This is a genomic window from Streptomyces purpurascens (assembly GCF_045040895.1).
GTDB classification, from domain to species: domain Bacteria; phylum Actinomycetota; class Actinomycetes; order Streptomycetales; family Streptomycetaceae; genus Streptomyces; species Streptomyces purpurascens.
This window is the reverse complement of record NZ_CP108341.1, coordinates 5478750-5504523: the sequence shown is the minus strand read 5'-3', so window position 1 is coordinate 5504523 and position 25774 is coordinate 5478750. Positions and strand designations below refer to the sequence as shown.

25 protein-coding genes are annotated in these 25774 nt (G+C 68.5%); 16 read left to right on the top strand and 9 right to left on the bottom strand.

The features are described 5' to 3' along the window. Positions 1 to 15 precede the first annotated feature (15 nt). From OHU35_RS25145 to OHU35_RS25120, 6 genes are all read right to left on the bottom strand, one after another. Positions 16 to 267 (bottom strand): hypothetical protein, encoded by a 252-nt coding sequence (locus tag OHU35_RS25145; protein ID WP_010041603.1) that lies wholly within the window; start codon positions 265 to 267, stop codon positions 16 to 18. A gap of 74 nt (positions 268 to 341) precedes the next feature. Then, positions 342 to 1265 (bottom strand): type II secretion system F family protein, encoded by a 924-nt coding sequence (locus OHU35_RS25140; RefSeq protein ID WP_359887480.1) that lies wholly within the window; start codon positions 1263 to 1265, stop codon positions 342 to 344. Then, positions 1262 to 2218 carry a type II secretion system F family protein gene (locus OHU35_RS25135; RefSeq protein ID WP_359887798.1) on the bottom strand — a complete coding sequence of 319 codons (957 nt, stop codon included), beginning with the start codon at positions 2216 to 2218 and terminating at the stop codon, positions 1262 to 1264. Before OHU35_RS25135 ends, OHU35_RS25140 begins: the two co-directional genes overlap by 4 nt. A gap of 44 nt (positions 2219 to 2262) precedes the next feature. Then, positions 2263 to 3570, bottom strand: a complete 1308-nt coding sequence (locus tag OHU35_RS25130) for a CpaF family protein (RefSeq protein ID WP_405506965.1) — start codon at positions 3568 to 3570, stop codon at positions 2263 to 2265. Next, positions 3567 to 4451, bottom strand: coding sequence for a hypothetical protein (locus OHU35_RS25125; protein WP_184591609.1), 885 nt, complete (start codon positions 4449 to 4451; stop codon positions 3567 to 3569). Before OHU35_RS25125 ends, OHU35_RS25130 begins: the two co-directional genes overlap by 4 nt. 17 nt (positions 4452 to 4468) lie before the next feature. After that, positions 4469 to 5191 carry a hypothetical protein gene (locus OHU35_RS25120; RefSeq protein ID WP_359887487.1) on the bottom strand — a complete coding sequence of 241 codons (723 nt, stop codon included), beginning with the start codon at positions 5189 to 5191 and terminating at the stop codon, positions 4469 to 4471. Between the two features lie 441 nt (positions 5192 to 5632). Between OHU35_RS25120 and OHU35_RS25115 the strand changes: the two genes are divergently transcribed. Beyond that, on the top strand, positions 5633 to 6352 hold the full coding sequence (locus OHU35_RS25115) for a hypothetical protein (RefSeq protein WP_405506963.1): 720 nt from the start codon (positions 5633 to 5635) through the stop codon (positions 6350 to 6352). 14 nt (positions 6353 to 6366) lie between these two features. On the opposite strand, the gene OHU35_RS25110 is transcribed toward OHU35_RS25115, so the two are convergent. Continuing rightward, on the bottom strand, positions 6367 to 6798 hold the full coding sequence (locus OHU35_RS25110; RefSeq protein ID WP_405506961.1) for an SMI1/KNR4 family protein: 432 nt from the start codon (positions 6796 to 6798) through the stop codon (positions 6367 to 6369). A 208-nt stretch (positions 6799 to 7006) separates the two neighbouring features. On the opposite strand from OHU35_RS25110, the gene OHU35_RS25105 reads away from it, so the two are divergent. Genes OHU35_RS25105 through OHU35_RS25095 form a run of 3 tightly spaced genes read left to right on the top strand, consistent with a single transcriptional unit; the run spans position 7007 to position 11553 of the window. After that, a complete protein-coding gene (locus tag OHU35_RS25105) occupies positions 7007 to 9043 on the top strand; it encodes a hypothetical protein (RefSeq protein WP_405506959.1) in 2037 nt (678 codons plus the stop codon). Continuing rightward, entirely contained in the window at positions 9033 to 10325 is a 1293-nt protein-coding gene (locus tag OHU35_RS25100; protein WP_405506957.1) for a hypothetical protein, read from the top strand. The genes OHU35_RS25105 and OHU35_RS25100 overlap by 11 nt, the downstream gene beginning before the upstream one ends. A gap of 31 nt (positions 10326 to 10356) precedes the next feature. After that, the gene (locus OHU35_RS25095; RefSeq protein WP_405506956.1) at positions 10357 to 11553 is read left to right on the top strand and encodes an acyl-CoA dehydrogenase family protein; all 1197 of its coding nucleotides are present in this window, start codon (positions 10357 to 10359) and stop codon (positions 11551 to 11553) included. Between the two features lie 10 nt (positions 11554 to 11563). Here the strand turns inward: OHU35_RS25095 and OHU35_RS25090 are convergent, their stop codons facing one another. Both OHU35_RS25090 and OHU35_RS25085 read right to left on the bottom strand, forming a co-directional pair. Beyond that, complete coding sequence (locus OHU35_RS25090; protein WP_405506955.1) at positions 11564 to 12850, bottom strand: LCP family protein; 1287 nt, start codon at positions 12848 to 12850, stop codon at positions 11564 to 11566. Between the two features lie 25 nt (positions 12851 to 12875). Further along, positions 12876 to 14801 (bottom strand): glycosyltransferase, encoded by a 1926-nt coding sequence (locus tag OHU35_RS25085; RefSeq protein WP_405506954.1) that lies wholly within the window; start codon positions 14799 to 14801, stop codon positions 12876 to 12878. A gap of 1012 nt (positions 14802 to 15813) precedes the next feature. On the opposite strand from OHU35_RS25085, the gene OHU35_RS25080 reads away from it, so the two are divergent. The 12 genes from OHU35_RS25080 to OHU35_RS25025 all read left to right on the top strand — a co-directional run bounded on the left by OHU35_RS25080 (position 15814) and on the right by OHU35_RS25025 (position 25709). Then, positions 15814 to 16113 (top strand): hypothetical protein, encoded by a 300-nt coding sequence (locus tag OHU35_RS25080; protein WP_391103271.1) that lies wholly within the window; start codon positions 15814 to 15816, stop codon positions 16111 to 16113. 1 nt (position 16114) lies between these two features. Further along, positions 16115 to 17350, top strand: a complete 1236-nt coding sequence (locus OHU35_RS25075; RefSeq protein WP_405506951.1) for an enoyl-CoA hydratase/isomerase family protein — start codon at positions 16115 to 16117, stop codon at positions 17348 to 17350. 41 nt (positions 17351 to 17391) lie between these two features. Next, on the top strand, positions 17392 to 18309 hold the full coding sequence (locus OHU35_RS25070) for a hypothetical protein (protein ID WP_405506949.1): 918 nt from the start codon (positions 17392 to 17394) through the stop codon (positions 18307 to 18309). 255 nt (positions 18310 to 18564) lie between these two features. Continuing rightward, entirely contained in the window at positions 18565 to 19083 is a 519-nt protein-coding gene (locus OHU35_RS25065) for a hypothetical protein (RefSeq protein ID WP_405506947.1), read from the top strand. Positions 19084 to 19090: 7 nt separating this feature from the next. Continuing rightward, positions 19091 to 19765, top strand: coding sequence for a hypothetical protein (locus OHU35_RS25060; protein ID WP_405506946.1), 675 nt, complete (start codon positions 19091 to 19093; stop codon positions 19763 to 19765). A 363-nt stretch (positions 19766 to 20128) separates the two neighbouring features. Further along, positions 20129 to 20800: a hypothetical protein gene (locus tag OHU35_RS25055; RefSeq protein ID WP_405506944.1), complete on the top strand. Its 672-nt coding sequence runs from the start codon at positions 20129 to 20131 to the stop codon at positions 20798 to 20800. Beyond that, the gene (locus tag OHU35_RS25050; protein WP_405506943.1) at positions 20797 to 21882 is read left to right on the top strand and encodes a hypothetical protein; all 1086 of its coding nucleotides are present in this window, start codon (positions 20797 to 20799) and stop codon (positions 21880 to 21882) included. Before OHU35_RS25055 ends, OHU35_RS25050 begins: the two co-directional genes overlap by 4 nt. 413 nt (positions 21883 to 22295) lie before the next feature. Continuing rightward, positions 22296 to 22610 carry a hypothetical protein gene (locus OHU35_RS25045; RefSeq protein ID WP_405506941.1) on the top strand — a complete coding sequence of 105 codons (315 nt, stop codon included), beginning with the start codon at positions 22296 to 22298 and terminating at the stop codon, positions 22608 to 22610. A 3-nt stretch (positions 22611 to 22613) separates the two neighbouring features. Beyond that, positions 22614 to 23915: a putative T7SS-secreted protein gene (locus OHU35_RS25040; RefSeq protein ID WP_405506939.1), complete on the top strand. Its 1302-nt coding sequence runs from the start codon at positions 22614 to 22616 to the stop codon at positions 23913 to 23915. 194 nt (positions 23916 to 24109) lie between these two features. Continuing rightward, a complete protein-coding gene (locus OHU35_RS25035; RefSeq protein WP_405506938.1) occupies positions 24110 to 24379 on the top strand; it encodes a hypothetical protein in 270 nt (89 codons plus the stop codon). Continuing rightward, positions 24376 to 25059 (top strand): hypothetical protein, encoded by a 684-nt coding sequence (locus OHU35_RS25030; protein WP_405506936.1) that lies wholly within the window; start codon positions 24376 to 24378, stop codon positions 25057 to 25059. Before OHU35_RS25035 ends, OHU35_RS25030 begins: the two co-directional genes overlap by 4 nt. Continuing rightward, positions 25056 to 25709, top strand: a complete 654-nt coding sequence (locus tag OHU35_RS25025; protein ID WP_405506934.1) for a hypothetical protein — start codon at positions 25056 to 25058, stop codon at positions 25707 to 25709. Before OHU35_RS25030 ends, OHU35_RS25025 begins: the two co-directional genes overlap by 4 nt. The last annotated feature ends 65 nt before the right edge of the window (positions 25710 to 25774 follow it).

Genomic DNA, 25774 nt, shown 5'->3' with positions numbered 1-25774 from the left:
ACGACGATCAGGCGATCAGCAGGTCTTGCCCGCGTCCGCGCCCTTGATGCAGTCGCCGACCTTGTTGGCGCCCTCGCTCAGCGCGGCGTTGATGATGGCGGCCACGACACCGACGATCGCCACGACGACCGCGGAGATGATGACCCACTCGACCGCGGAGGCACCGCGGTCCAGCTCGCCGGAGCGGGCCCGCTCGGTGCGGGCCTGCAGGAAGGTGACCAGGAAGTCCACGGCCGGGATGCCGGTGTGGAAGTTGCGTCCGTTCATGACGTCTTGTCCTTTCGAAATCGGTTCACGGAGGTTCTGGAGTTGTGAAGGTCGCTGCAAGGCTCATGCACGGCTCACTGCACCTGGAACACCCGCATCGCCGCCGGAAAGATCAGGAACACCAGGAACCCGGCGCACAGCAGCAGCTGCGCCACGAGCATCGACTGGGACTTCTCACCCGCGCTGCCCTCGATCTCGGCGAGTTCGCGGTGCCGCATGGTCTCGGCGCGGGAGGCGAGGGACTCGCGGACCTTCGCTCCGTCGTCCGCGACCAGGGCCAGGGAGGCGGAGAGATCCTTGAGCTCCTCGACGCCGATCTCCTCGCCGAGCTGGCCGAGCGCCTGCCACTGGCTGAGGCCGGTGATGCGGGCGTCGGACAGGGCGTTGCGGATGCGCTGGTTGGCCCAGCCGTCCGACACCTCCGCCGCCGCCATCAGGGCCTCCGGCAGACCGCGTCCGCCGGCCAGGCTCATCGACACCAGGTCGAGGTACGCGCCGATCACACGCCGCAGGTCACGCCGCTTGTCGGCGGCGTCCCGCCGTACCTCGAGGTCGGGCAGGAAGAAGAAGACCACCGCGAACAGCAGCGCCAGCCACACCGGGATGATCGGGCTCTTGCCGACGCCCAGGGTCCAGACGATGGCGAACAGGAACGGGCCGAAGAACAGGCCCGCCACACCCAGCAGCACCTTCGTCGCCAGGAACTTCTCCCAGCTGCGCTCCAGCACCGCCAGGTCCGCGCGCAGCGAGCGCTGCTCCCAGCCCTGCTGGAGGTAGAACTCGGAGACCCGCAGGCCGACTTCGGCCCGCAGCGCGCCGAGGCGGCCCTTCTCCCGTTCGCGGCGCGCCGATTCGTACGCCGAGCCGCGCGCCCGCATCGCGTCGATCCGCGCGACCTGTGAGATCGCGCTGCGCTTGCTGGGCATGAGGGCGCGGACGAGGGCGTAGATGCCCAGGCCGATGACGGCGCCGACGACGAGCGGCATCGTGAGGTTCATCGGCGTGCCCCCTCTTCCTGCGGCAGTTGCTGGGACTGCTGCGACTGCTGCGACGGCGTCCTGGGACGGACGAACTGGACGGCTGCCTCGTCCCGCACCAGGAAGCGCTCGGGCGTCTCGATGGTGGACAGCTTGCGCAGCCACCAGAAGCCGAGCGCGAACAGACCGCAGACACAGGCCAGGACGAGCTGGCCGGCGGGCGTGCCATACGGCTCCACGAATTCACGGTTGAAGATCGACAGGCCGAGGACGAAGGAGATCGAGACCGCTACGACGATCTGCACCGACCGCCGCGTGGACGACCGCTGGGCCATCACGCGCTGGCGCATGTCGACCTCCTCGCGGGCCGATTTGGCGAGGGCGCCGAGCACCTGGCGCAGACCGGGGCCGCGCAGGCGGGCGTTGAGGATCAGGGCCGCGACGATGATGTCGGCGGAGGCGTCGTCGATCTCGTCGGCGAGCTGCTGGAGCGCCTCGGGCAGCGGGGTGCGGGCGCGCAGACGGTCGACGAGGGCGTCGAGGTGGGGGCGCAGGACCGGGGCCGCGGCGCGGGCGGAGGCCGGGATGGCCTGTTCGAGGCCCACCGCGCCGGCGATGGTGTCGCGCAGGGACTCAGTCCAGGAGGCGAGGGCCTCCACGCGGCGCATGGCGGCCCGTTCCTCGCCGGCGCCGCCGAACAGGCGGTCCCAGAAGAAGACGAGGACGCCGGCCGCGATGCCCGCGACCGCCCAGCGGGTGAGGAGGAGGACGACGAGGCCGACGATGGCCGCGAGCGAGCCGCGCCGGCCGGCGAAGCGGATCAGCTCGCTCGCCCGCTCGGCCGCCTTCTGCTTCTCGTGGTCGGGCTTGACGGGCAGGCCGCGTACGGCGAGGAGGAGGAGCGCGATGCCGCCGCCGACGGCGACGCCGCTGCCGATCGAGTACAGGACGGTGGTGGAGAACAGTCCGCCCATGGAGCCGAGCGAGCCGAGTGCCGCGAGAGTCGTGTTCACGCCCGTCACCCCCAGGTCCCGGTCGGCCGGTAGCCGTGTGCCATCAGTTCCTCCACGCAGGCTATGGGGGCGTGCGGTACGACGCGGCCGTCGGGAGCCTCCGCGAACACTTCGCTGGACAGGACGCGTCCGTCGACGCCGTTGACCTCGCGGACGGAGGTGACCATGCGCTGGAGGCGGCCGCCGTTGCCGTAGTTGTTGCGCCGCTGGATGAAGACGACGAAGTTCACCGCGCCCGCGATCAGCATCTGGCTGGCCTCGATGGGCAGCCGCTCGGAGGCCTGCAACGCGTAGGTGGAAATACGGTTGAAGACCTCGTGGGAGCTGTTGGCGTGGATCGTGGACAGCGAACCGTCGTTGCCCTGCGACATCGCGTTGAGCATCGTGACGATCTCGTCGCCGAGGACCTCACCGACGATGACGCGTGAGGGGTTCATACGCAGCGAGCGTCGCACCAGCTCCGCCATCGAGATCATGCCCTGGCCCTCGGAGTTGGGCAGGCGTTCCTCGAAGGCGACGACGTTGGGGTGCAGGTCGGCGAAGGTGTCGAGGCCGAGCTCCAGGGCCCGCTCGACGGTGATGAGGCGCTCGTTCGGGGGGATCTCGTTGGCGAGGGCCCGAAGGAGCGTCGTCTTACCGGCGTTGGTGGCGCCCGCGATCATGATGTTCTTGCGGGCGCGGACCGCGCAGGCCATGAAGTGGGCGACCTCGGGCGTCACCGTGCCGTTGCCGACGAGGTCGGAGATGAACACCTTGCCCATGCGCGCGCGGCGGATGGACAGGGCGGGGCGCCGGGTGACGTCCATGACGGCCGACAGACGCGAACCGTCGGGGAGCCGGAGGTCGAGCTGGGGGTTGGCCGAGTCGAAGGGGCGGGAGGACAGACCCGAGTACGCGCCCAGCACCTGGATGAGCTCGATGAGCTCCTCGTCGGTCTCGGCGACGGGGTCGCCCGTCACCTCACGGCCGTCGGCGTAGCCGACGAACACCTGGTCGTAGCCGTTGATGTCGATGTTCTCGACGTCGGGGTTGTCCAACAGCGGCTGGAGCCGGCCGACGCCGAAGAGCGCGGCGTGCACGGCGGACGCGTACTGCTCCTCGGTCTCGGCGTCCAGCGGCGTACGGCCCGCGTTGATCTCGGCGCGGGCGTACTCCTCCAGGATCTGGGCGATGACGGCACGCGCGTAGTGCCGCTCGTCCTCCGTGGACATCGGAGTGACGTTGCTGACCTGGTCCTGTCGGCGCTGCTCGGCGATACGGTCGCCGGCGTCCTGGCGGAACCGCTTGACCAACTGGTGGTCGACAGCGGTCATGCGCCGGCCCCCGCGTGGCCCTGCATCTGGCCCGGGTGGTTGTGCTGGGACTGGTGGGCCTGGTTCGCCTGGGCGGAGGCGGCCCAGGCGGCGCCGTACTGCTGGTAGATGTCGGCCGCGACCTTGCGGGCCGAGCGGATCAGCAGCGACTTGTCGAGCCGGCCGCGCCTGCGGCCGGCCAGCTGGTCGGCGCCGGCCGGGTCGTCGGCGATGGTGCCGACCACGCGGGCACCGGTCTGGGCGTGCACGAGCATGTCGTTGACCTGCGAGGCGAGCTTGCCCGCCGTGCCCGTGTCGGCGATCAGGACGACGCCGATCATCGGGGTGCCGAGGCTCGCGGCGCCGCGCGATCCGCCGTGCAGCTTGCCGGCGAGGGCGGCGGCGCGGTCGCGGACCCGGGCGATGGCCTCCGGCTCGGTGCGCGAGATGAGCAGCACGAGCGCGGCGTGCGGGAACAGTTCGACGGCAGGGGTGTCCCCGCTGACGCGTCCGCAGTCGGCGATGACGTCGGCGGCGGCGTGCGGGGAGTCGGCGAGGGAGGCGAAGGCGTGCCCGAGGGTCGGCCACAGTCCCGCGAGGCCGGCCGCCTGCTCGGCGATACCGAGCCCGACGAGCACCTCGAGACCGCCGCTCAACGGCTGGACGTGGTCCCAGAGCTGGTCCGGCACGAGTCCGCGGCGCGCGGTGGCGGCGATGGACAGCATGCCGGTGTTGGGGTTGAGCGGTCCGCCGTGTGCGGCCGCACTGCGGTAGACGAGGTCACCGCCCGCCGGGTCCGCCTCGGCGAGCAGGACACGCCGCGGCCAGACCGCCGAGAGAGCGACGGCCGCGGTGGTGACGCCGGGGGAACCCTTGTCGGCGGCGAGAGCGATGAGCGCCATGGAATGGGTGCCGCCTTCTAGTTGCCGGGGACGTGCACGATGGCGACCTGGTTCGCGGCCGCCGCGGAGGCGAGCGCGGCCGCGTCGGCCTCGTCGACGAGGACGGTGAGCGAGAGGTTGCCGGTGCTCACGGTCGCGTCATCGTCCTCGGCGACATTGTTCACGCGCGCGTTGTCGACGATGGCGCCGGAGGACGAGGTGCCGCTCGAGCCGGTGTTGTCGTCGGTGTTGTTCGAGGGGGTTCCGCTGGTGCTGACGCGGTAGGCGGCGACGACGTCACCGGACTTGATGTCGGAGGGGTACTGGCCCTCCTTGAGAGCGAGGCCGACGGAGGCCTTGCCCGCGGGGAGGCTGGCCTTCTTGGCGAACATCTCACCGACCGCGAGAGTCCCCGCGTAGATCGTGGACTTGGCCTTGTAGGTCTGGATGGTCTTCAGCTGCGACCACTCGACGTAGTGGATGCTCTCGTCCTTGGCGACCATGACGGAGGTCACGTCAGTGTCCTTGAGGGACTCCCCGGCCTGGACGTCGCTCTTCACCTTGACGACCTCGACCCGGTCACCGGCCTGCAGCACCAGCATCGTCGCGCCCAGCGCACCCACCAGGATGAGCAGCACCGCGAGCGCGGCCAGTGCCGGTTTGCGCTCGCGAGGTGGTGCGGGAAGGCGGTCGCCGACCGACGGCTGAGCCGGAGAGGCGGAACGGCCCGCGCCCGCCCCCGTACGCTCTTGGATCTTCACGCAACCGCTCCCCGTACACCCAAGATGATGTCTGTCAATTTGCCTTCAAAATTGGACACTTCACCCGCGCCTGCCCCGCACGGAAACTGCGGGACGGGCCGGACGTACCCGCCCGACCTGGGCGAATAGCCAGCACTGGGGGTGAGTGTCAAGCCATCGCACCGTATCAGCCGCACATAAGCCCCTCAAGGCGCGTCCTGCGTCCTGAACCTCACGGCGCGCACCGTTATCCATCTGCAACTTCCGGCCTGGGCAAACCCGTTGACGGCGGCCCGCCGACAGGCCGTTCCCTGTGCGGCAGCGAATCCACCCCGGACCGACGGACATACGGCCACCGGCCCTTTCGTCACGCCTCTGCCATGAGGCCCACACGATTCACTCACGTGAGCCGGGATTTCGCCGTGCCATGATCGTCGGCCTGTCCCCCACGAGGAGTCCTCCATGAAGCGGGCCGCGCTCGCCGCCTCCACCCTGTCCCTGCTCTCCCTCGCCACGCTCACGGCGTGCGGCGGGGACGCCGAATCGGATTCGGCGACCGGTGGGCCCAGGCCCATCGCGTCCCGGGCGAAGCAGGTGACTCCGGCCGAGCGGCTGGCGAAGCTCATGATCACGAAGGCGGATGTGCCGGGGCTCGCCGTGAAGCCCGCCTCCAGGGAGGACAACGAGTACGCCTTCGCCCAGTCCCCGGACGACGTCACGGTCGACAAGCCGGCCTGCGCCCCGCTGGTCTACGCGATGAACCAGCTTCCCCTCGGCGAGTCTCAGGGCGACCTGACCCACTCTGTCCTGGAGGGGAGCGAGTTCACGTACATCACGCTCACGACGTACGCGCCCGGCAAGGCCGAGTCCGCCTTCGCCGGGCTGGCCAAGGGCGTCGACTCGTGCGGCGGTGGCTTCACGGCGAAGGCGAAGGGCACGGCCCCGTACGACTCCGTCACCACCGAGAAGCCGGTGGCCGAGGGTGGTGACGAGTCACTGGCCTTCCGCTCCACGACGCCCCTCAAGGGGATCACCCACACCATGCACGCCCAGGCCGTCCGCAAGGGTGACGTCCTCGCCGTCTACTTCTCCGTCGACGGCATGGCCATGGTCCAGGAGAGGCCGGGCGACGCGAAGCTCCCGGCGGCGGTGGTGAAGGCGCAGAACGCGAAGCTGGGCTGAAGCGCCGGAGCCCGCTACCGGTACCAGTCCTCTCCGCCGCTGCCCAGCGCCTCGCGCAGATAGGTGGCCAGGTCGGCTGCCACGAGGCTGCGTTCGTCCGTCTCGTGGTCCCAGACGTGCACGCCGTCGCCCTCGGGGGCCCGTACAAGGGCGAACTGGTCTCCCCCGCCGTTGTCGCCGAAGAACAGCAGCGGGTCGAAGGGCCGGTAGAGAGAACGGAGTTCGGGGCTGGTGCGGAAGGCGACGTTGTCGTTCAGGATGCGCTCGGCGGGCCAGACGACGTCCTCGCCGTAGGGGCCCTCGATCCCGTCGGTCTCCAGGAGGAGAGAGCGCAGGGTGGGTGGCAGGGGCCGGCCCAGAGCCGTCTCGATGGTGTGGAGAGCGGCGGGGGACGCGGGAGGGCGCCAAGGGCCCGTCTCCAGGTCTTCGAGCGAGTCGCGCCACATCCCGGACCTCACTTCCCTCCGCGCCAAGCCCCGGCACACCCCCCATCCTTCCACCGACGGGTATTCACCCATCCCGATCGCCCCGCCGGGGAACCGGCGACCTGTAGCACTAGCGAAGCCCCGAGTAGAGTGCCGGGCGGACAGCGATCGGAACGCGGGGGGCATACCGGTGAGAGCAGTCGCGACAAACAGGGCATACGCAGCGCATATGCCGGCGTGGAGCAGAGGCCGGCTCCGTCTCCTCCGGCTGCTGCTCGCGCTGTGCGCCGTATCGGCTTTCTTCGCAACCGCCACCCCGGCCCGGGCAGCGGACGCCACCACCCCGGTCACCCAGGCCGCCTACCTCGCCGACCGCCTCCGCGAGAACCCGGTCCACGTCACCGACCAACTCCCCCGCGAGGTCCCGCGGTCCACCGCCCCCGGCTTCGCCAGGCTCGCGAAGAAGACCGGCGTGCCGACGTACGTCCTGGTCCTGCCCATGCAGACCAGCACGGACGGCAAGCAGCTGCTCGGCGCGGTGCACGACCGGCTCGGACGCGACGGGCTGTACGTCCTGTTCGAGGGGGCGGACCTCGCGGAGGCCACGGCCTACGGCGTCCGCGTGCCCGCCGATGCCGCCATCACTGTCACACGGTACGAACTCCCCTACGACGCGGGCCCGTTGCGTAGCTTCGAGCGGTTCGCCGATGTCATCGCCCTGGGCGGCGACAAGGCCGGCGCCCGTGCCGAAGCGGCTCGCGAGACGTACCAGGACGACGAGCCCGCCGACATGTACATCGGCCCCTCCGACCGCAACAACCAGTCCTTCCTCACGGGCATCCTGCTGACCGGCGTACCGCTGATGATCGTGCTGACAGCCTGGTACGCGCGGCGCCACCGCCGGCGTTCCGGAGCCGAGCGGCGCGTCCCTCGGTGGGTCGTGCCCGGCGCGGCCGCCCTCACCGCCGCGACGATCGCCCTCGCCGCTCCCGTCGTCTTCGACCAGACCAGGTCGAGCGCGGCCCGGCCACCCACCCCCGCCGAACTGTCCGCCCGTGTCGAACGCGTCGCGGCGGGCCTGGAGAAGGACCCCGTCTACGCCGACCCGGAGAGCCCGAGGGTCCTCGACTCCCGCCAACTGGACCGGCTGCACGACCGGATCCGCGACTTCCGGCGTTCCGACGGCGGCGGACCGGTCTACGTCTCCCTCGTGCCGCAGACGCCCGCGAGCGAGTCGGCCGGTGACTCGTGGCTGTTTGCCGCCGCCGTGCACGCCAAGGCGCGCCAGGACGGGCTGTACGTCGTGGCCGACCCGGACGACGGCACGATCGACGTCTACAACTACGGCCTGCGCATCGACGCCGACAGCCTGTCCTTCGACCTGCCGGACGCGGTCACGCTCGGCGACAGCAAGGCGGACGAGGCCGACGACCACCTCCTCGGCGAGCGCCTCGACACGCTCATGACCTTCCTCGACAAGGCCCCGCGCACGGACCGTCCAGACTTCGAATCCACGCCGGCCGCCGCCCCGGAGGCCGACGAGCACACCCTTCCGCCGCTGTTCGCCACCGACTTCTGGCCCGGCCTGTTCGTGGGCGCCTTCGCGGCACTCCTGCTGTCCGGTGTCGTGGCGGGCGTGATGTGGAGCGCCGGCCGTCTGCTGCGACGCCGCGATCCCGCGCCCGAGCCCACTGACCTCCTGCCCTTCACGGCCCCCACCGAGCCGTCGGCCTCCTACCTCCGGCGCACCGCGTACACCGAACTCACCACACTCACCAGCCAGTTCACCGATCCGGACGACCGCACCCGCGCCTGGGACCACCTCGACGCGGCGATGCTCCTGGTCGACGGCGACCCCGACCGCGCCCGGGCGGCGGGCACGGATCCCGCGACCCTGGTCGCCGTCATCGTGCTCGCGCGGGCGGGCCGTGCCGCGCTCGCCGACGACACAGACGACGCAGACGACCTGCGCCACGACCTGTGCTGCGGCATCAACCCCCTGCACGGGCCCGCCGTGAGCCGCCACCACGTCCGCGTATCGGCGCAGGGCAACAGCAGACGGCTGCTCCCGGTCTGCGAGCCCTGCCGTGACACGGCCGTCGCCGAACCGGGCGGCATCCCGGGCAGGTTGCTGAAGCTGCCCGACCCCTCCCTCGGCAACAGCCGCATGCCCTACTACGACGCGACCGACGGCCCGCTGACCGCCGTACCCCACGGAATCGCCCGGCTCATCGACAAGGTGAGGGAGACCGCAGGTGTCCACTGACGTCAAGCGCGTGATCACCGTCCTCACGGCGCTGCTGCTGGCGGCGCTGACCACCACGGCGAGCCCCTCCGCCCGGGCGGCGGACGGCGACGGCCAGAGCGCCGGCCAGAGCGCCGGCCAGAGCGCCGGGCAGCGCATCGCGGACGCGTTGCGCACCTCTCCCGTCTACGTCGACGAGGCGTACGCCGATGCCGTACCGCCGTCCCGGCAGCGGCAGTTGGCGCAGCAGATCCGTCGAACGGGTCTGCCGATCAAGGTCGTGCTCACGCCCCTCACCAGGGGCGACGCCTTCGACGGCGACTCCGGCGTCCTGGCCGGGACGGTCCGCGACCGGCTCCCGGACCGGCGCGAGCTCGTCCTCATCACGACGGACGGTGACTTCGCGGACTCCCTGAACGGCTACGAGTGGCCCGCCGACACCCATCAGACCCGGGACGCCGTGGCCGCCGCCGGCTTCCTGGACGAGACGCGGGACGCGGGACTCGCCGACCTGACCGGCAAGGCCGTGGAGCTGGTGGCGGAGGGGAAGGGCACGCAGCGGTACGAGGAGGCGATCAAGGACCTGGACGGCTCGGCAGCGCCCTCCGCGACGCCGGACGACCCGGGCGACTCGGCGGCGACCTCGGCCGCGTCGTACTCGGGCGGCTCCGCCTGGTGGCTCCTCGTCGGCGTACCGGCCCTGGCCCTGGCCGCCCTCGCGGCCCGGGGCGGGATCCGTACCCGCAAGCCGGCCCCGGCCGTGCCGCAGCTGGTGTTCGCGACGGCCCGCGCGGCCGACGAGGCGGAGCTGCGGCGCCGGGCGGAGGCGGAGGTCCTGGTGCTCGGCGAGGCCACCCAGGCCGCCGACCTCGCCACGACGCCGGGTCTCCAGCACGCCCTCGACGCGTACGCCGCCGCCGGCACGGTCCTCGACGAGGCCAGGGGCCTGCCGGACCTGGCGGGCGTCCTGGCCCTGGTCCAAGAGGGCCAGGACGCCCTGACCGGCACGGACGCGGCCCTCCCCCGCTGCTTCTTCCACCCCCTGCACGGCCGCGCCGCCCTCCGCACCGGCTGGCGTCCGCTCGGCCGCCGGGACCGGCTGGACGTGGCGGTGTGCCAGGAGTGCGCGGACGCCCTGCGGGACCGCCGCGCCCCGGAGGTGCTCACGGACACGGACGAGGACGGCCGTACCGTCCCCTACTTCGAGCTGCCGGCCGAGCGGAGCGTGTGGGCCGCGACGGGATACGGCTCGCTGACGGCGCCGCTGGCCGGGATCAACTCCCGGAGGATCAGGGCCCGTTGACACCGGGCCCGGGGCAGGTCACGGTGCAGCCATGACTTCGGGCACGCGAGACACCGTTCTGCCTGCACCTCCCACCGACACCGGCCTGGTCGAGCGCGTCCGCGAGCTCGGGCCCCTCGTCCGCGAGCACGCCCTGCGGACCGAGCGGGAGCGGCGGGTGACGCGGGAGGTCGTGGAGGCACTGACCGGGACCGGGATCCAGCGGATGAACGTGCCCCGGCGATACGGCGGTTACCAGAGCAGCCTGCGGACCCAGGTCGACGCGCTGGCGGAGCTGTCCGCCGCGTGCGGTTCGGCCGGTTTCATGACGCTGATCCAGGCCGGATGCGCGTACGTCGCCGCGCTCTTCCCGGACGAGGCGCAGGACGAGATCTTCACCAGCCCCGACGTACGCGTCGGCGGCAGCCTGATCCCGAGCGCGATCGCGGTCCCGACGGGCGACGGCGGCTATGTGGTCAACGGGACCTCGCCCTTCGCCACCGGCTGCCGGGACGCCGACTGGCATCTGCTGACCGCCCGGGTCGAGGGCCGGCCCGAGTCGGTGTGGACCGCCGTGCCCGTGGCCGAGCTGGAGATCCTCGACGACTGGCGGGTGTCGGGTCTCGCGGGCAGCGGCAGCAACAGTGTTGTGGCGCGCGATGTCGTCGTACCGGCTCACCGCGTGCTGCCGGTCGCCCCGCTGCTGGGCGGCGAGTTCGCGTCGAAGGCCAACGCCGACGACCCGTTCTACCGGGTGCCGGTGCTGCTGATGTTCTGCGCCTGGGCGACCCCGAACGCCCTCGGCCTCGCCCGCTCGGCTCTGGCGGAGTTCCGCGAGCGGATCCACCGGCGGGGCATCACGTACACCTTCTACGAGCGGCAGAACGAGGCGCCCGTCACGCATCTGCAGACGGCCGAGGCGGCGTTGAAGATCTCCTGCGCCGAGCATCTGACCGACGAGATCCTCACGCTGCTCGAGGAGCGGGCGGCGAGCGGGGAGCCGTACACGACCGAGGAGCGGGCCGGAGTCCGGGCGCGCAGCGGCTATGTGGCGCGGCTCTGTCTGGAGGCCGCCGACCTGCTCGGCTCGGCCTCGGGCGCCTCCTCCCTCCACGAGGAGGTGCCGATCCAGCGGACCGTGCGCGATCTGCGGGCGCTGAACCTGCACGCGTTCGTCCATCCGGCGACCAACCTGGAGCTGTACGGCAGGGTGCTGGCGGGACTGGAGCCGGGCACGCCCTTCGTCTAGCCGCCCTGTCTCAGGTGCCGGGCGGCCGGTCCTCCCGTATCGCCGTGAACAGGGCGCGGGCCCGCCGGTCGTCCCACTTCACCGCGCTGCCCTTGGAGGTCCGCAGGTCCGGGTCGGCCACGGGCACGTTGAGCTGGCTGCCTCCGCCGGCCGTGGCCTTCTTCATGGCCTCGAACAGCTTCATGAGGTCGGGCAGTTCCGTGCCCTCGTCCACGATGAGCGTGTCGAGGCCGGCGCTCAGGGTCGGGAAGGACTTGGACGGGTCGGCGAGGGTGGACGGGGTGGCCGCCTTGGCGGCCAGGGCGGCGAGGAACTTCTGCTGGTTGCGGGTGCGCCCCAGGTCACCCTGGGCCTCCTGCTTGCGCTGCCGTACGAAGGCCAGCGCCTCGGAGCCGTCCAGGGTCTGGCAGCCGGCCTGCAGATCGGCGCCGGAGTCCTTGTCCCGTACGGCCTTGTCCAGGCACATGTCCACGCCGCCGACCGCGTCCACCACCCCCACGAAGCCGGCGAAGCCGATCTCCGCGTAGTGGTCGATGTGCACGCCGGTGTTGCGTTCCACGGTCTGGACGAGCAGGTCGGGGCCGCCCAGCGAGAACGCGGCGTTCAGTTTGTTCGGTGTGGCCCGGTAGCTCCTGCCGGTGTCGGGGTCGACGTAGGGCGGGAGGGTCACCCAGGAGTCGCGCGGCAGGCTGAGCATGGTGGTGCCGTTCGCCCCGGTGTGCAGCAGGATCACCGAGTCGGTACGGCGGCCGTCGGTCGAGCCGGTGTTGAGGTCCTTCTTGTCCTTCTCCGACAGGCCGTCGCGGCTGTCGGAGCCCACGACCAGGTAGTTGGTGCCCTCGCCGGGCGGCACCCGGCTGCTGAGCGTGCCGAGGTCGACCTGCTGGTTGAGCCGGGTGTCGGCCCAGACGTACGTACCGGCGCCGGCGAGCACCAGGACGGTCGACAGGACGGCCGCCGTACGCACGAAGCGGCGGCTGCGTCCGGCCCGGCGCCGCGGGGTCCTGCTGCCGCGGCTTCCGCCGCCCGGGTTCCTGCCACCCGGGTTCCTGCCGCCGGGGTTTCTGCCGCCGGGATTCCTGCCGCCGGGATTCCTGCCGCCTGGGTTTTCGCTGTCGTCTCTTCGGCCGGGTTCCTGGACGCCGATGTCGTAGCGGCCGGGCGCGGCCGACGAGGACATGCCGGGCAGGGGGGCGGTACGGGTCGACGGCGGGGGCACCATCGGGGACGAGGGCGGGACCCTTCTCGGGTCCCGCCCCGCCCGGTGGTCTCCCGGATGGTCGGTCCAGTCGCTCATCGGCCCCTCGAAGGTGCTGTGGGTGTCAGGGCATCGGCACGCTCTTATACGGGACGGGCCCACCGATCTGTTCAGCGGCCGTGCCCGAGCGCTGCATCCGCTGCCACCTGAGCCTGCTCCCGACCAGCAGCGCGACCAGCGACTGGATGACGACGAGATACATCAACTGCCGGTAGACGACGATCTGGAACGGCATCGACCACAGCGCCCGCACCGGCTCCCCGTCCAGTCTGAGCGCGTAGCCGGAGCAGACGACCTGCACGCCGAAGAAGGCGAACCACACCGCGGCCGACTCCACCGGGTCGCGGAACAGCACGCCGTACAGGGCGTAGACGTCGATGACGGGCGCGAGCAGCGGCAGGGCGACCTGGAAGAGCGCGAGATAGGTCAGTCCGCGCCGCCCGAACCGCCCGGCGGTGCCCCTGCCGAAGAGCGCCCCGCGGTGCTTCCACATCGCCTGGAGGGTGCCGTAGCACCACCGGTACCGCTGCCGCCACAACTGCCTGACACTGGTGGGCACTTCGGTCCAGGCGACGGCGGACTCCTCGTACAGCACCCGCCACCCGGCCCGCCACAGGGCCATCGTCAGGTCGGTGTCCTCGGCGAGGGTGTCCTCGCTGACCCCGCCGACGCCGATCACCGCGTCCCGGCGGAACGCCCCGATCGCGCCCGGCACGGTCGGCATGCACTCCAGCACCTCGAACATGCGCCGGTCGAGGTTGAAGCCGAAGACGTACTCGAGGTGCTGCCATCGGCCCAGCAGGGTGCGGCGGTTGCCGACCTTGGTGTTGCCGCTGACGGCCCCCACGGCGGGATGCGCGAGCGGCTGGACGATCCGCTCGATGGCGTCGGGCTCGAAGACGGTGTCGGCGTCGACCATCACGACGATGTCGTACCGGGCGTGGGCGAGCCCGGTGTTGAGGGCGGCGGCCTTGCCGGAGTTGGCCTGCCGCACCACCTCCACCCTCGGGTCGCCCATGTTCTCGGCGATGTCGGCGGTCCGGTCGCTCGACCCGTCGTCGATCACGACGATCTGCACCTCCCGATGGCTGGAGTCGAGGAGCGACCGCAGGGTCGACCCGATCCCGGCCTCCTCGTTGTACGCCGGGACGAGCACGGTCACCGGCCCGGACGCCTCGCGCATCCAGGGCGCCCCGGTCCGGAACCGCTCCAGCCGGCGCACATGCGCCCGCGCGAACAGGGCGAGCAGCAACAGCCGCAGTATGCCGAGACCACCGGCGACACCGAGGATCCAGATCATGGCGGTGGAGAAGACCTGCCCGATCCGCGTGGTCCAGATCAGCGCCTCCCCCGACCACCGCTCCACGAAGGAGGCGGACTTGTAGGGAACCAGCCCGAGCCCGTCGGACACGGTGGTGAACCGGTCGACGGTCCGGTTCTTCAGCAACCTGCGCGCCTCCGCGTAGGCGCTCTCCGTCTGGCTCAGCTGCCGGACGATCCCCTGCGCCGGCTTCCGCGCCCCCTTGTCGGCGGCGACGAGCACGTACCCGTACCCGGTGGCCCGCCGCGCCGCGTCCCACTCCCGACCGCACAGTGTCTCGGGGGTCGTCGTCCGCGGCATCCGCAGCAGATTGGTCCGCTGCCCGGTGGTCCCGGCCAGAGCACTCTGGGTCAGTTCGAGCTCGGCCTCGAAACGCGGCGCGGACGACTCCCCCAGCACGGCCCCGGTGTATGTGTTGGACCCGATCTCATGCCCCTCGGCCCGGATCCGCCGCACGAGTTCGGGGTGCCGGGCGGCCTGTGCCCCGTGCACGAAGAAGGTGGCCCGCGCGTTGTTCCTGCGGAGCAGATCCAGCAGCCGCGGGGTCCACACGGGGTCCGGCCCACCGTCGAAGGTGAGCGCGACAGTCCGGGCGGGCATGGCCCCGGTCCGTATCCCGTCCCGGTTGATCCCGATCACGGGCCCGCCCTTCGCCACGGCATCGGGCACGGGCGAGGCACAGGGCGACCGCGTCTTCGCGGCGTCGACCTCGTGCTGGGTCCAGCCTTCGAAGATCAGGAAGGCGAAGACGACGGGGAGGGTGAGGGCCAGGAGCAGCCAGTGGGCCCGGGGGTCGCGGGACTGTTTGTGGCGGGCGCGGGCCTTGGGGGTGGCCTTGGCGGGGGTCAGGGTGCGTCACCGCCCCCGGGCGCGGACCACACCCCGCCTCCCGCGAGCCGTCTTCTGCAGAGCGTGCCGGGGAGCGTTCCGCACAGAAGGGGCGCTGACTTGGCTTGCACGCTGCGGGAGTTACGCATGGGGCGCGAGTGTAGTTTCGGAGTGGTGGCCGTATGGGTGGAACGGCGAGCTTCACAGACTCCTCCGTCTTGGCGCGAGCGCTGATCGCCGGCTGCCGACTCCAGGTCGTACGTCACTGCTGCAACCAGCCCGGAAGGGGAGACAGCGGCATCGCGGCGAGCCGCGGCCACCCTCCGGCGCATGGCAGCACGGCGCCCACCCGCAGGAGCTGATGGTCGGCGCGACAACGGCGATCCATGCGAGGAAGCCGCCCACCTCAGACTCCCAACAGGACTGATGCGCTCGTACAGCCTTTGTGAAGGTGTCGTCACGATGAAGACCGTCCACCCTCGTCAAATGTTCACACTCCCCAGCTCCTGGGAAAGGCGCGCACATATACGCACGCTCCGAACTTCACCCTGAGCGCAGGAATCGCCTGATTCTATAAAGAAGTTCGCACTGGCGAACCCAGGAACCCAGCAGCTACGGTCGGCGTACCTGGCAGATCTTTCTTGCTACTCGGGGGAGTCACTTGAAGCGCCGCCATCCACTCCGCACGCCACCGTGTCCGCCGCGCGTCCTTCGCGAGGGCCCGACCCACGGCCCCGTCGGCAGCGACCGCGACCTCACCCTCCCGGCGCTCACAGCCGGCGACCGCTGATTTGGCACAGGCGGGGTCCGGCACTCCGCAGGCCGCCGCCCACCGACAGAGACTGATTTCAAGATGAGCGATCTGCGCCTCGAAGACACCATTTTCGAGCACTTGAAGAAGACCTTCTCCTCCATCAGTGACCGCATGGAGGATGCCCGCCGCGACCTCCGAGGCACAGACTCCTCGGCGGTCGGCGAGAGCCAACTCATCGAGGACGTCCAGGACTTCGCCGACGACTGGGGCTACGGCATCAAGCAGCTCGGCAAACACACCCACGGCGCGGTGAAGATGATCAACAAGATCGGCGAGACGTTCGACGGCCTTGACCTTGAGCTGGCTCAGTCGCTCAAGGCCAAGAAGAAGGGCAAGTAGCGTGGCTGGTCAGCGCACCGTCCCTCCCAACATCGGCTGGGACCCCACTCCCGGAAGCGTGGAGGACACCCGCGAACTCGCCAAACGGCTGGGCAAGCTGGCGGGTGAACTGGGCACGGCGGTACGAGAGCTGGAGCGAATAGAGTGCGGCGCCTGGAAGGGCAAGACCGCCGTCGCCTTCACCGAGTACATAGGCCAGGACGTCACCCCGCTCATCCGCAAGAGCCACGAGTCCTTCGACAAGGCATCCCGCGCACTGCACCGCTGGGCCAACGACCTCCAGGACTTCCAGGACGAGACGGACCGGCTGGAGAAGAAGGCCGGGGAGAAACTCGACGCCAAGGCCGAGGCCAAGGAAGGCACCGACGAGTACGGCAAGGCATCCGGCGATGTCACCGGCCTCATCCAGAAGGTCCATGAGCTCGAGGACCGCTACAAGCAGGCCGCCGCGAAGATCGGCAAGGAGCTGGACAAGGCCGCGGACATCGCCCCCGACGAGCCGGGCTTCTGGGAGAAGCTGGGCAACGGCATCGCGGACGCCTGGGACGCCACCGGCGACTGGCTCAAGGAGCACGCCGACCTGATCAAGGCGATCGGCGACGTGCTGAGCGACATCACCGCGGTCCTCGGACTGCTGGCCATCGTCACCCTCCCGTTCCCGCCCCTCGCGGCCATCTTCGGCACCGCCGCACTCATCGGCGCGGGCCTGACGCTGGCGACGCACGGCGTGGCCAAGGCGGCCGGCGCGGATGTGAGCTGGGCCACGCTCGGGTTGGACGCGCTGGGCCTGATGCCGGGCATCGGCATGTTCGGCAAGGGCGTCAAGGTGGTCGGCAAGACGGCGGACGAAGCCCTGGATGCCGCCAAGGCCACATCGAAGCTGCTCGGGGAGGGGTTCAAGTACAAGGACATCGGCCGATCCAAGGTCCTGCTTTCCTTTGGGAAGGCCTCAGAAGGTCTCACAGAGGGGTTCGGGAAAGCTGGCCTGATAAAGATCGGCGGCGTGTCAGAGAATGCCTATCAGGTCTCACACGCAAGCAGTAATTTGATGTCCCGTGCGGGCGGTCTCGTGAGTGCCGGATACCAAGAAGGGCAGTGGTTGGGCACAAAGGGGATCAACACGCTGTTCAAGGGAAACATGGATCCGATCAGTGGCCTTGGCAGGGCGATCGATGGTGGTTTCAAGATCGCGCCGAAGGTCGGTACGCACATAGGCCAGGCACTGTCCGGTGACTAGTCGCAGAACCGAGCGCTCCACGTGAGGAAGGCCGCACCGCAATGAACATCTGGCAGCCCGGTCCCGGGGAGACACTGCTCGCCCGCGCTCCGGTCACGTTCGCCACGGGCGCTGCCGCGCCTGTCAGGGGCATGCGCTGGTTCCGTGACCTTGAGCGCAAGGACATTCAGCACGAGCTGCCGGGCTGGCCCGAGGGACCTTCCTACGCGCCCCGCTCCACGAGCGGGGCGGTCGCCGACAAGACGCTGAGAGGCGCCGCAACGGCGGCGGGCGTCGCGGTCATGGCTTTTCTCAGCGCAGCCGGCGGCAATCTCAGTGGCGGCGGCACATCCGGCGGCGAGGGCTCCGACACTCCGGACGACCCGGCGGACGAGGTCGAGGACTTCCCGGTCATGTGGGCCGGGTCAGGGACAATCGCCCGCACCCTGCCCTGGCAACTGGATCCCGGCCGAGCGGATCAGAAGCACCATTTCACGCATCTGATCGTCACCGACCGCAGGATCGTCATCGTCCACCTGCCCTTCGTCAAGAAGGACATGGAGTTCATCGACGACAACGTGATCTGGGAGTGCCCTCGCTCCGACATCAGCAACGTAGAACTCAAGAACTTCAAGGACGGCGAAGACTTCAGGGTCACCTTCGTCGACGGCTCGTGGTGCAGACTGCGGTGCAAGGCACGCCGAAAGCTCACCCGCTGTCTGGCTCCCCCACGCGAGCTGATTGCTCTTGAGTCCTTGACGCCACAACAGCGGGCCACGGTATTGGACTTCGCCGCCGAGAAGGAGATGCCGGCATCCGTGTCTCCCATCATCACGCGAAACCCAACCGGTCGAATCCGGGTCGAAATCCTGCTGCCGAGCAGGTACACATCTCTATTCGGAGCCTCGGAAGTGAACATCACCATGGAACCCGATGGAACAAGGGTTGACATCGACGACTACCTCCCCGAGGACTTCTGACCTCATCTCCTCATCTCATCCGGAACGGCCTGCGACGCAATGACACCCGCTTCTGATTCCACGGCACCGCTTCTGCCACCGGCTCCGCCGAGCGACCCACCCCCCGTCTGGTTCCTCACCCCCGAGGGTTTCTTCACCCTCCCGCTCGCTGCCACCCCTGAAGAGCGGGCACAGCGCGCCGACTCCTTCGTACGTGATCTGTACTCGCGCGGGGACGAAACCATATGGAGTCCCGCCTCCCCCTACTACGCGGGAGTGGCGGAGCTCCTGGTGGACACCGGGGTGTCCTACGCGGCGCTGGGCTTGTTCTCCACCTCCGAGGAGGAGCACACCCCGCAAGGCGACGTGGTCAGGCACGACCTCTCCGAGGGCGCTGCCCAGTGCGCCTTCACCCTGGCCGCCATCCCTACAGATCACACCGGCGCGAACACCGACGTCGTGGCGCAGGGCATCCTCGCGACGCTCTCTCAGGACCCGTACAACGACGTCCACTGGCTCGACCTTCCTTGTGGACCGGCGGTCGCATGCGCCACGTGGCGTCAGTTCCAGGTCAACGCCGACATGACAGCGGACGGTGAACCGAAGGATCTCGTCACCGCGCAGCTACAAGTGCACATCCCCTTTCCCACCGGTCCGTTTACAGCGGTATTCACGCTCTTGACGGCATACGTCGATCACTGGCAGCAGTTCTGCGAATTGATGGAAGCAGTGCTTCAAACGGTTTCCTTCATCGATCCGACTGATGCGCTGTCCGAGACACCCTCTGCCGATTAGGGGCCCTGTGGACTGTCATCCTGAACCCGACGAGCCACTGCTGGGGCGTTACGCGGTCTCCTTCGCGACCGGCACCGCCGCCTCCGTGGACGGCCGCCGCTCCTTCCGCGACCGCCGCCGCGATGACATCGAACCCGAGCTCCCCGGCTGGCCGGAGGGCAGCAGCACCTTCTCGGTCCGCCGCCTCCCCGGCAAGATCGGCGTGTACGCGCGCGACGCCCTCTCCGCCCCGTTCGTCATCGCCTGGGGCATCCTCTGTGACCTCCTCGGAGGCGGCACGATCGACCCCGAACCGGGCCGCGGGAAGCTGGAGGAACGGGAGAACGAGGTCGACGACTTCCCGGTCATGTGGGCCGACCCCGGCGACACCGCCCGCGCCCTGCCCTGGCAGCTCGACCCTGCCCGACGTCCGTCGCGCTGCGTCACAGAGATCGTGTTGACCCCGGGACGCCTTTGCGTCGTCGAGTCCGACACGACACTCTGGGATACACCACGCGACAACGTCGCCGAGGCGACCGTCAAACAATTCAGCCTCGGCCGACGGGACTTCCGGCTCACCTTCCAGGACGGCTCCTGGGCACGGCTCACGACGCGCCTCTCGACCCACACCACCGAGCTGGTCGAACTCCTCAACGGCGGCACTGTTCCTGAGCAGGGCCACTCGGCGACAGTCCAGCCCTAGCGGAGCACCGCGGTGGCCCATCCCGAAGACGCCGCTCATGAACGGCATAAGGAACATGCAGTCGCGGGGCCTCGCGGGACACCATCGCCCCTACCGAGAACGTGCCCCAGCACCACGGCTGCTCGAGACGCAGGGCACCGCACTAGCGAATCGCAACCCGTCAACAACACGGCGTGCGCGCCGCACACGTGGAATTCGGCGCGGTCACCTGTTTGGGCACGATCAGGACACAGCCCGCTTCCCGAGAGCCCGATACATCCCGGATTGCATCTGTTCTCGCGAAAGTTCACGCTGGTGAAACCGAAAACCTCACCGGTACCGTCAGAGCGCCTACTGAACTTCTGTCTCTCACGGGGAGCCACTGTGAAGCGCCGCCCATTGCCCGTTGCTGCCGCGTTGGCAGCGACGGCAGCACTGCTGTTGACGGCCTGCGGTAGCGGGGACGACAAGTCCAGCGACAAGGACAAGATCGCCGGCGCCGACCAGGCAGCGGAGACGCCGAAGGAGTCGGCATCGCCGTCGGGAGCACCGGCAGCGGACAAGCCGGACGGCGTGGACGTGTCCCTGCCCAAGGACATGGACCTGGTCTTCGACTGGGACAAGCCGAAGGACAAGACCGAGGCGGCCGCGATGGAGGACGCAGCGAACTACGTCCGCGCCATCTATCGGGGCGTCAACAAGCGCACGACCAAGGACGCCGCCTTGGTCGCCTACTCCACAGGCGATGGGCTGAAGTACGCGAAGACTCAGATCGACGTCAGGCTCGAAGGCGGCTGGACTGCAACCGGCACCCGTCGCCACTACCAGGCCACCACACGGTCTGCCCCGAACGGCAACTCGGTGGAGGTCGCGTTCTGCGTGGACTCGAGCAAGTTCTACTCCAAGGAGATCAAGACCGGGAAGGTCCTGAAGGGTGCGCCCAGCATCACGGACTTCGACTACTTCAAGATCATTATGGTCAAGCTCCCCACCGGAGATGATCTGTGGCAGGCGTCCAAGGTGTATGTCGAGGCGAAGGCGGCGAAGTGCCAGTGAACAGGTCACGGCATACAGCCCTCAGCACCGGCGTGGCTGCCCTAACGCTGGCCTTGGGCATCCTCGCCCTTGCGGAACCGGCCTCTGCGGGAGAAGAGCCGGGCAACACTCAGGGTGCCAACACAGAACAGTCGGGCGGCGGTGACGGCAACGGCGTCTACGCCGCCGCCCGCATCCGGTACTCCGGAGCCGTAGCCAAGGACGGCGGCACCGGAAACGTCACGTCCTCGGACGTCAACTGGACACCACCTCCCTGCTGGTACGCCCCCTACCTCGGCGCCAAGGACTTCAAGAAGGAGATGTCCAAGCACATCGAGAGCCAGCTGAGCACACCCGGAATGGGCGGGACCGCGGCTTCGGCGATCGGCCAGTCGAAACGCCACTACGAGGACGAGTTCGGCTGGACCGGAGCACCCGGCTACAAGGACTACAACGTCGAGAACGACGGCAAGGGGATGTTCTGGGCCGGCGTCGAGAACCCGAACGAGCCGGACTACCTCAAGCGGTCCTCGTGCACGGACCTCCCTTTCTGGGTCGAGAACGGCGATGCCCCGCCGCCCCGGTACGAAGAGGCCATCACCCCGGAAATCCTCGCCGCGCTCGCCTACCAGCACATGGAGCTTCCCGACACCGAGGTCACCCTCGCCCCCGAGACCAACACCAAGGTGAACCTGCCGACCTGGGCCTGGCTCGACAAGGCCGTCTTCGACGAGGTCCAGGCCACGGCGGCCCTCAACGTCCCCGGCTTCAACATCCAGGCCACCACCACCGCCAAACCGGTGTCCCTCAAGCTGGAGCCGGGCACCGAGGACGCCGAGACCTACCCGGCCTCCGGTGAGTGCACCATCAACGCCGACGACTCCATCGGCGAGCCCTACGCCAAGGGCAAGGCCAACGAGACACCGCCCTGCGGGGTCAAGTACCTCCGCTCCTCCGGCAACGGCACGTACAAGCTCCAGGCCACCATCACGTGGGAGATCACCTGGACCGGCACAGGCGGCGCCGGCGACGACCTCCCGAACGGCACCTTCGGCAACGACCAGGACATCACTGTCCAGGAGATCCAGGCCGTCAACAGGTGAAGACACCGAACGTGAGACAGCAGTACCGGTTGGCCCGGCGATTCCTCGTCACCTTGAAGCAGGTGCTTCACCCGCGTGACCGCTCCTGCTCGCCAGACGCTGCGCAAGGCGGCACGGCCTCCGCCCTGGCGACACTCAACCGCCGCTCATAGATGTGAAGACCCCGTGGCCAGGCCCCTGCCACCAGCAGCCACGTCCGTACGATGGGACATGTATTCGGCAAGCTTCCACCGACTGGTCCCGGGGCGCACATTCCGAAAGATGGGACATGGGCATGCGGCACCAGAGGTTCGGGCTCTTACGGCGCGACCGGCGCGGCGCCGTCAATCGTTGACAGCAGCCTTTCGTAACCGTGCCGGTGAGGTGAGCCCAACGGGAGCATGCTGACCACGTAAGTGTCAACGGAGGGGTCCATGGGGGAGCACGACCGCCTGGTAGTCGACTACAAACTTCTGGAGTCTTCGAAGACGAATCTGAGAGACATCAACAAAGCCCTCAATGACATTGACAAACACCGTGCCGACATCCATGACATTTGGGGCCATCACAGCATCGCCGGCAAGATGGACCAGTTCGTCAGCAACTGGGACAACTATCGGCGTGAACTCCTCGAAAACGTCAAGGACTTGAGCAAACAAGTAGAGACCGCGCTCACGAGCTTCGAGAAGCTGGACCTCGACCTCAAGAACGCGAGCGAGAAGAAGCGCGGCAAAAAAGGGGGGAATTGACCGATGGGTACGGGTAAGGGCAGGCGCCGACCGGTCGACTGGCATCCACTGGCGGAGAAGGACCCGATCCCCGGCGATCCGGAGGATATCCGCGACGAGGTCCGCAGGATGAAGGACCTCGCCTCGACCCTCCGTGACCAGGCTGGCATCCTGCGTAAGGCCGCCGATGGCGACGCGCTGCAGGGCAAGTACGCCGACAAGATTCGCGAAAAGTCCGGCGACCTCGAAAAGCGCTTCCGTGAGACAGCGGGCCGCTACGAACGGGTGGTCGGCGACCTCGGCAAATGGGCCAACGACCTGGAGGGCTTCCAGGAACGGGCCGACAGCGTCCTCCGTGCCGCGAAGCGGGCCGACGAGGAACACGCTGCCGAGGTGAAGAAGAAGGAAGCCGAGGCGAAGAAGGACGGCAAGGACGGCGACAAGAAGTCGTCAGAGGAGTCCGATCCCGTCAGCCATCTGGCGTCGTACCACAAGCAGCTCAACCAGGTCATCTCAGACCGCGACTCCCGCGCCCAGCATTATGCCGAGAACATCGACAAAGACATCTCGGATATAATCAAGGACAGTGATTGGGAGAACTTCAAGGACTGGGTGCACGAGCATGCGGATACGATCAAAACCGTCGTTGAAATCTTGAGTTGGGCAGCGACCATTATCGGGGTTATCGCCCTCCTTTTCACGCCGGTCGGATGGGTGGCGACCCTCATCGCGGTGACCACTCTCAGTCTTACAGCGCTCGTCGGCGTCGGGCACACGCTGTTGGCCCTCTCCGGTGACGGGAGCTGGACGGACGTCGCCATGGACGTTTTCGCGCTGGCGACGCTGGGATTCGGCACCATCGCGATGAAGGGCGTGAAGGCCGCAGCGGCGACGCTCAAGACCGCCAGTAGGGCGGGACGGTTCCAGCGGTACGCGAATCTACGCAAGATGCTCAACAAGAACATCATGCGATATGGCACTGACTCGGCCCGTGGCGCGAAGGCAGTGCGTGCGAAGGATGCGCTGCGCCGGATCGGGGCGAAGGAAACACGGCCTGGGACGAACCGGCTGGACCGCCTGCTGAGCGGCGAGGGGGAGGTCGCCAGCGCATCCAAGTTCGCCAAGGCGATGCGGGCCGAATTCAGCGGGAATGCCGGCGTGCGGGAGGCGGCCGACGCAACGGACAAGGCCGTAAGGAATTTCCGCTTGAACTACGGAGCAGCCACCTTCGTGGACCTCGGAGACAAGGCTGGGGAAAAGTTTGGCGGGGACGCGTACGGAGACGCCAAGGATGTACTGACGCGTGAAGTCGGGAGCCGCTGGTGAAAAATCCTGCGTAAGGTTCGACCGACAGTCAGGAACAGCAAGATTCGAAGCCAAGTTTTCTGGAGTGGGAGATAGTGGCAACAGTTCCGGCGAAAAGCCCAGAAGAGTCTCGGGCCATGAAATTCCTTGCCGTGTTCACATTGGCACCCATCCTCTGTTTCGCTTTCCAGGACCTCGGAAGCAAGTATGGAGGTATGGACTGGCTTACCAAAGGCTACGCAGCTTGGCCGATGATGATTGCACCTGTCCTGATGCTGCTCCTGTTCATCAAGAACCGAGAGCTGATCCGTGACCCTCGGAGGGGTGCCAACTTCTCCCAGGTAATCAAGATCGTTTCCTGCCTGTTCCTGATCCCTAACGTATTCGCGGCCATCGGCTACAGCTGGCTGGCCGTGATTTCGGTGCTCTCCTCCCTGACGATCCTGGTGGCCGACCGACAGCTCAAGAAGCAGGCCCACGCATGAGCACGTCCGATCTAGAGCAACAGTCACCCCTCGTCGAAGTAACCTCTCCCCGCGGCTACGAGCTCATCCTGCCACCCGGCTGGGTCCGCATCCCCTTGCGCGAGGGCACGAAAGAAGCACTCGAGAAGGTCCTCTTCTCGCACATGGGGCAAGTTCCGGAGGGCATTCCCCGAGACGACGCCATGCGCTTCCGGCTGGACATGCGTCGCCAGCTGGAGAAGCAGGCCCGTGCGGCCAGGAGAAACGGTGGCCTTGACCTCTACCTTCCGGTGCTCCCGCGCGGGGGAATCTTCCTCATGGCCTCTTTCATCGTTGCCGAGATGCCGATCGGCCAAGGCCATTCGGTTCCTCCGCAGGCAGTGATCGCTCAACTGGCCAACGAAGATGTCCGCGGCGGATCGGCGACAGAGGTTGACGTGGCAGGGGCACCCGCACTCCGCCGCGCCTACCGCTCCACCCCTGACGAGGAGAAGCTGAGTTCCGCCCCCGAAGCCGTACAGCAGGCCGCCCTGCCAACGCGGCGGGTCGAGTATGTGATCCCCGTGGCGGACGATCCCGGTCGCTGGATCAGCATCAACTTCTCCACACCGGGTGACGGCGATATCGACAGTGAATTCACCGGCGTTCTGGTCGAATTGTTCGACGCGGTGGTCGGCACGTTCAGATGGAGTTATGAGTGAGCTGGCTTAACGTCAAGCACGCCATGGAACTGTCCCCTTGGATCCGCATCCCGCTCATGTGGCCGGAACCGGGTCTTGAGAACGTCGAGGAGGCACAAACACCTGAGGCGTGGGCACGCTACTTCGCCGAGGGTCTCTGGGAGGATTTTCCGTCGGAGAAGCCAGAACCGGGCGAAGTCGACCTGCTGGCCAACATCCTGTTGATGTACGCCATCAGGGCCCCTGCAGCCTTTCCAGACTTCGAGGTCTTCCTCCATCTCCCGCACCCGCGAGATATCCCGCTTCCTGCGTACGTCGACCTGGTGGAGATCGAGGAGGGCGAGGACCAGAGAACGGCACTTCGTGAGCTGACCCACGCCGATGCGAGCTACGCCGTCGAGCCCCCCATTGTCGAGGACTTCGACTCCCCGCATCTAGGAACCGGCTTGCGGGTGCTGCGCTACTACCAGGACGAGGACAGCAACGAGGTGCACGTCGGCCTCCGATACGCCTGGCGCTACGAGAAGGGCACGGAAGCTGCGGACGTCCTGATCATCCTGGCCGATCCCGACGCCGGCCGGATCCTCCGAGCTCTCGACGATGTCGACGAATTCGCCCGCACCATCCGGATAAGCCCGGATGAGGAAGTGGATACCTGGAATTCCTCATGATCCTGGCGGATGCCGGCGACTGCATCGTGCGTTGGCTGCGGAGCGCACCTCGACAGGCGAAGAAG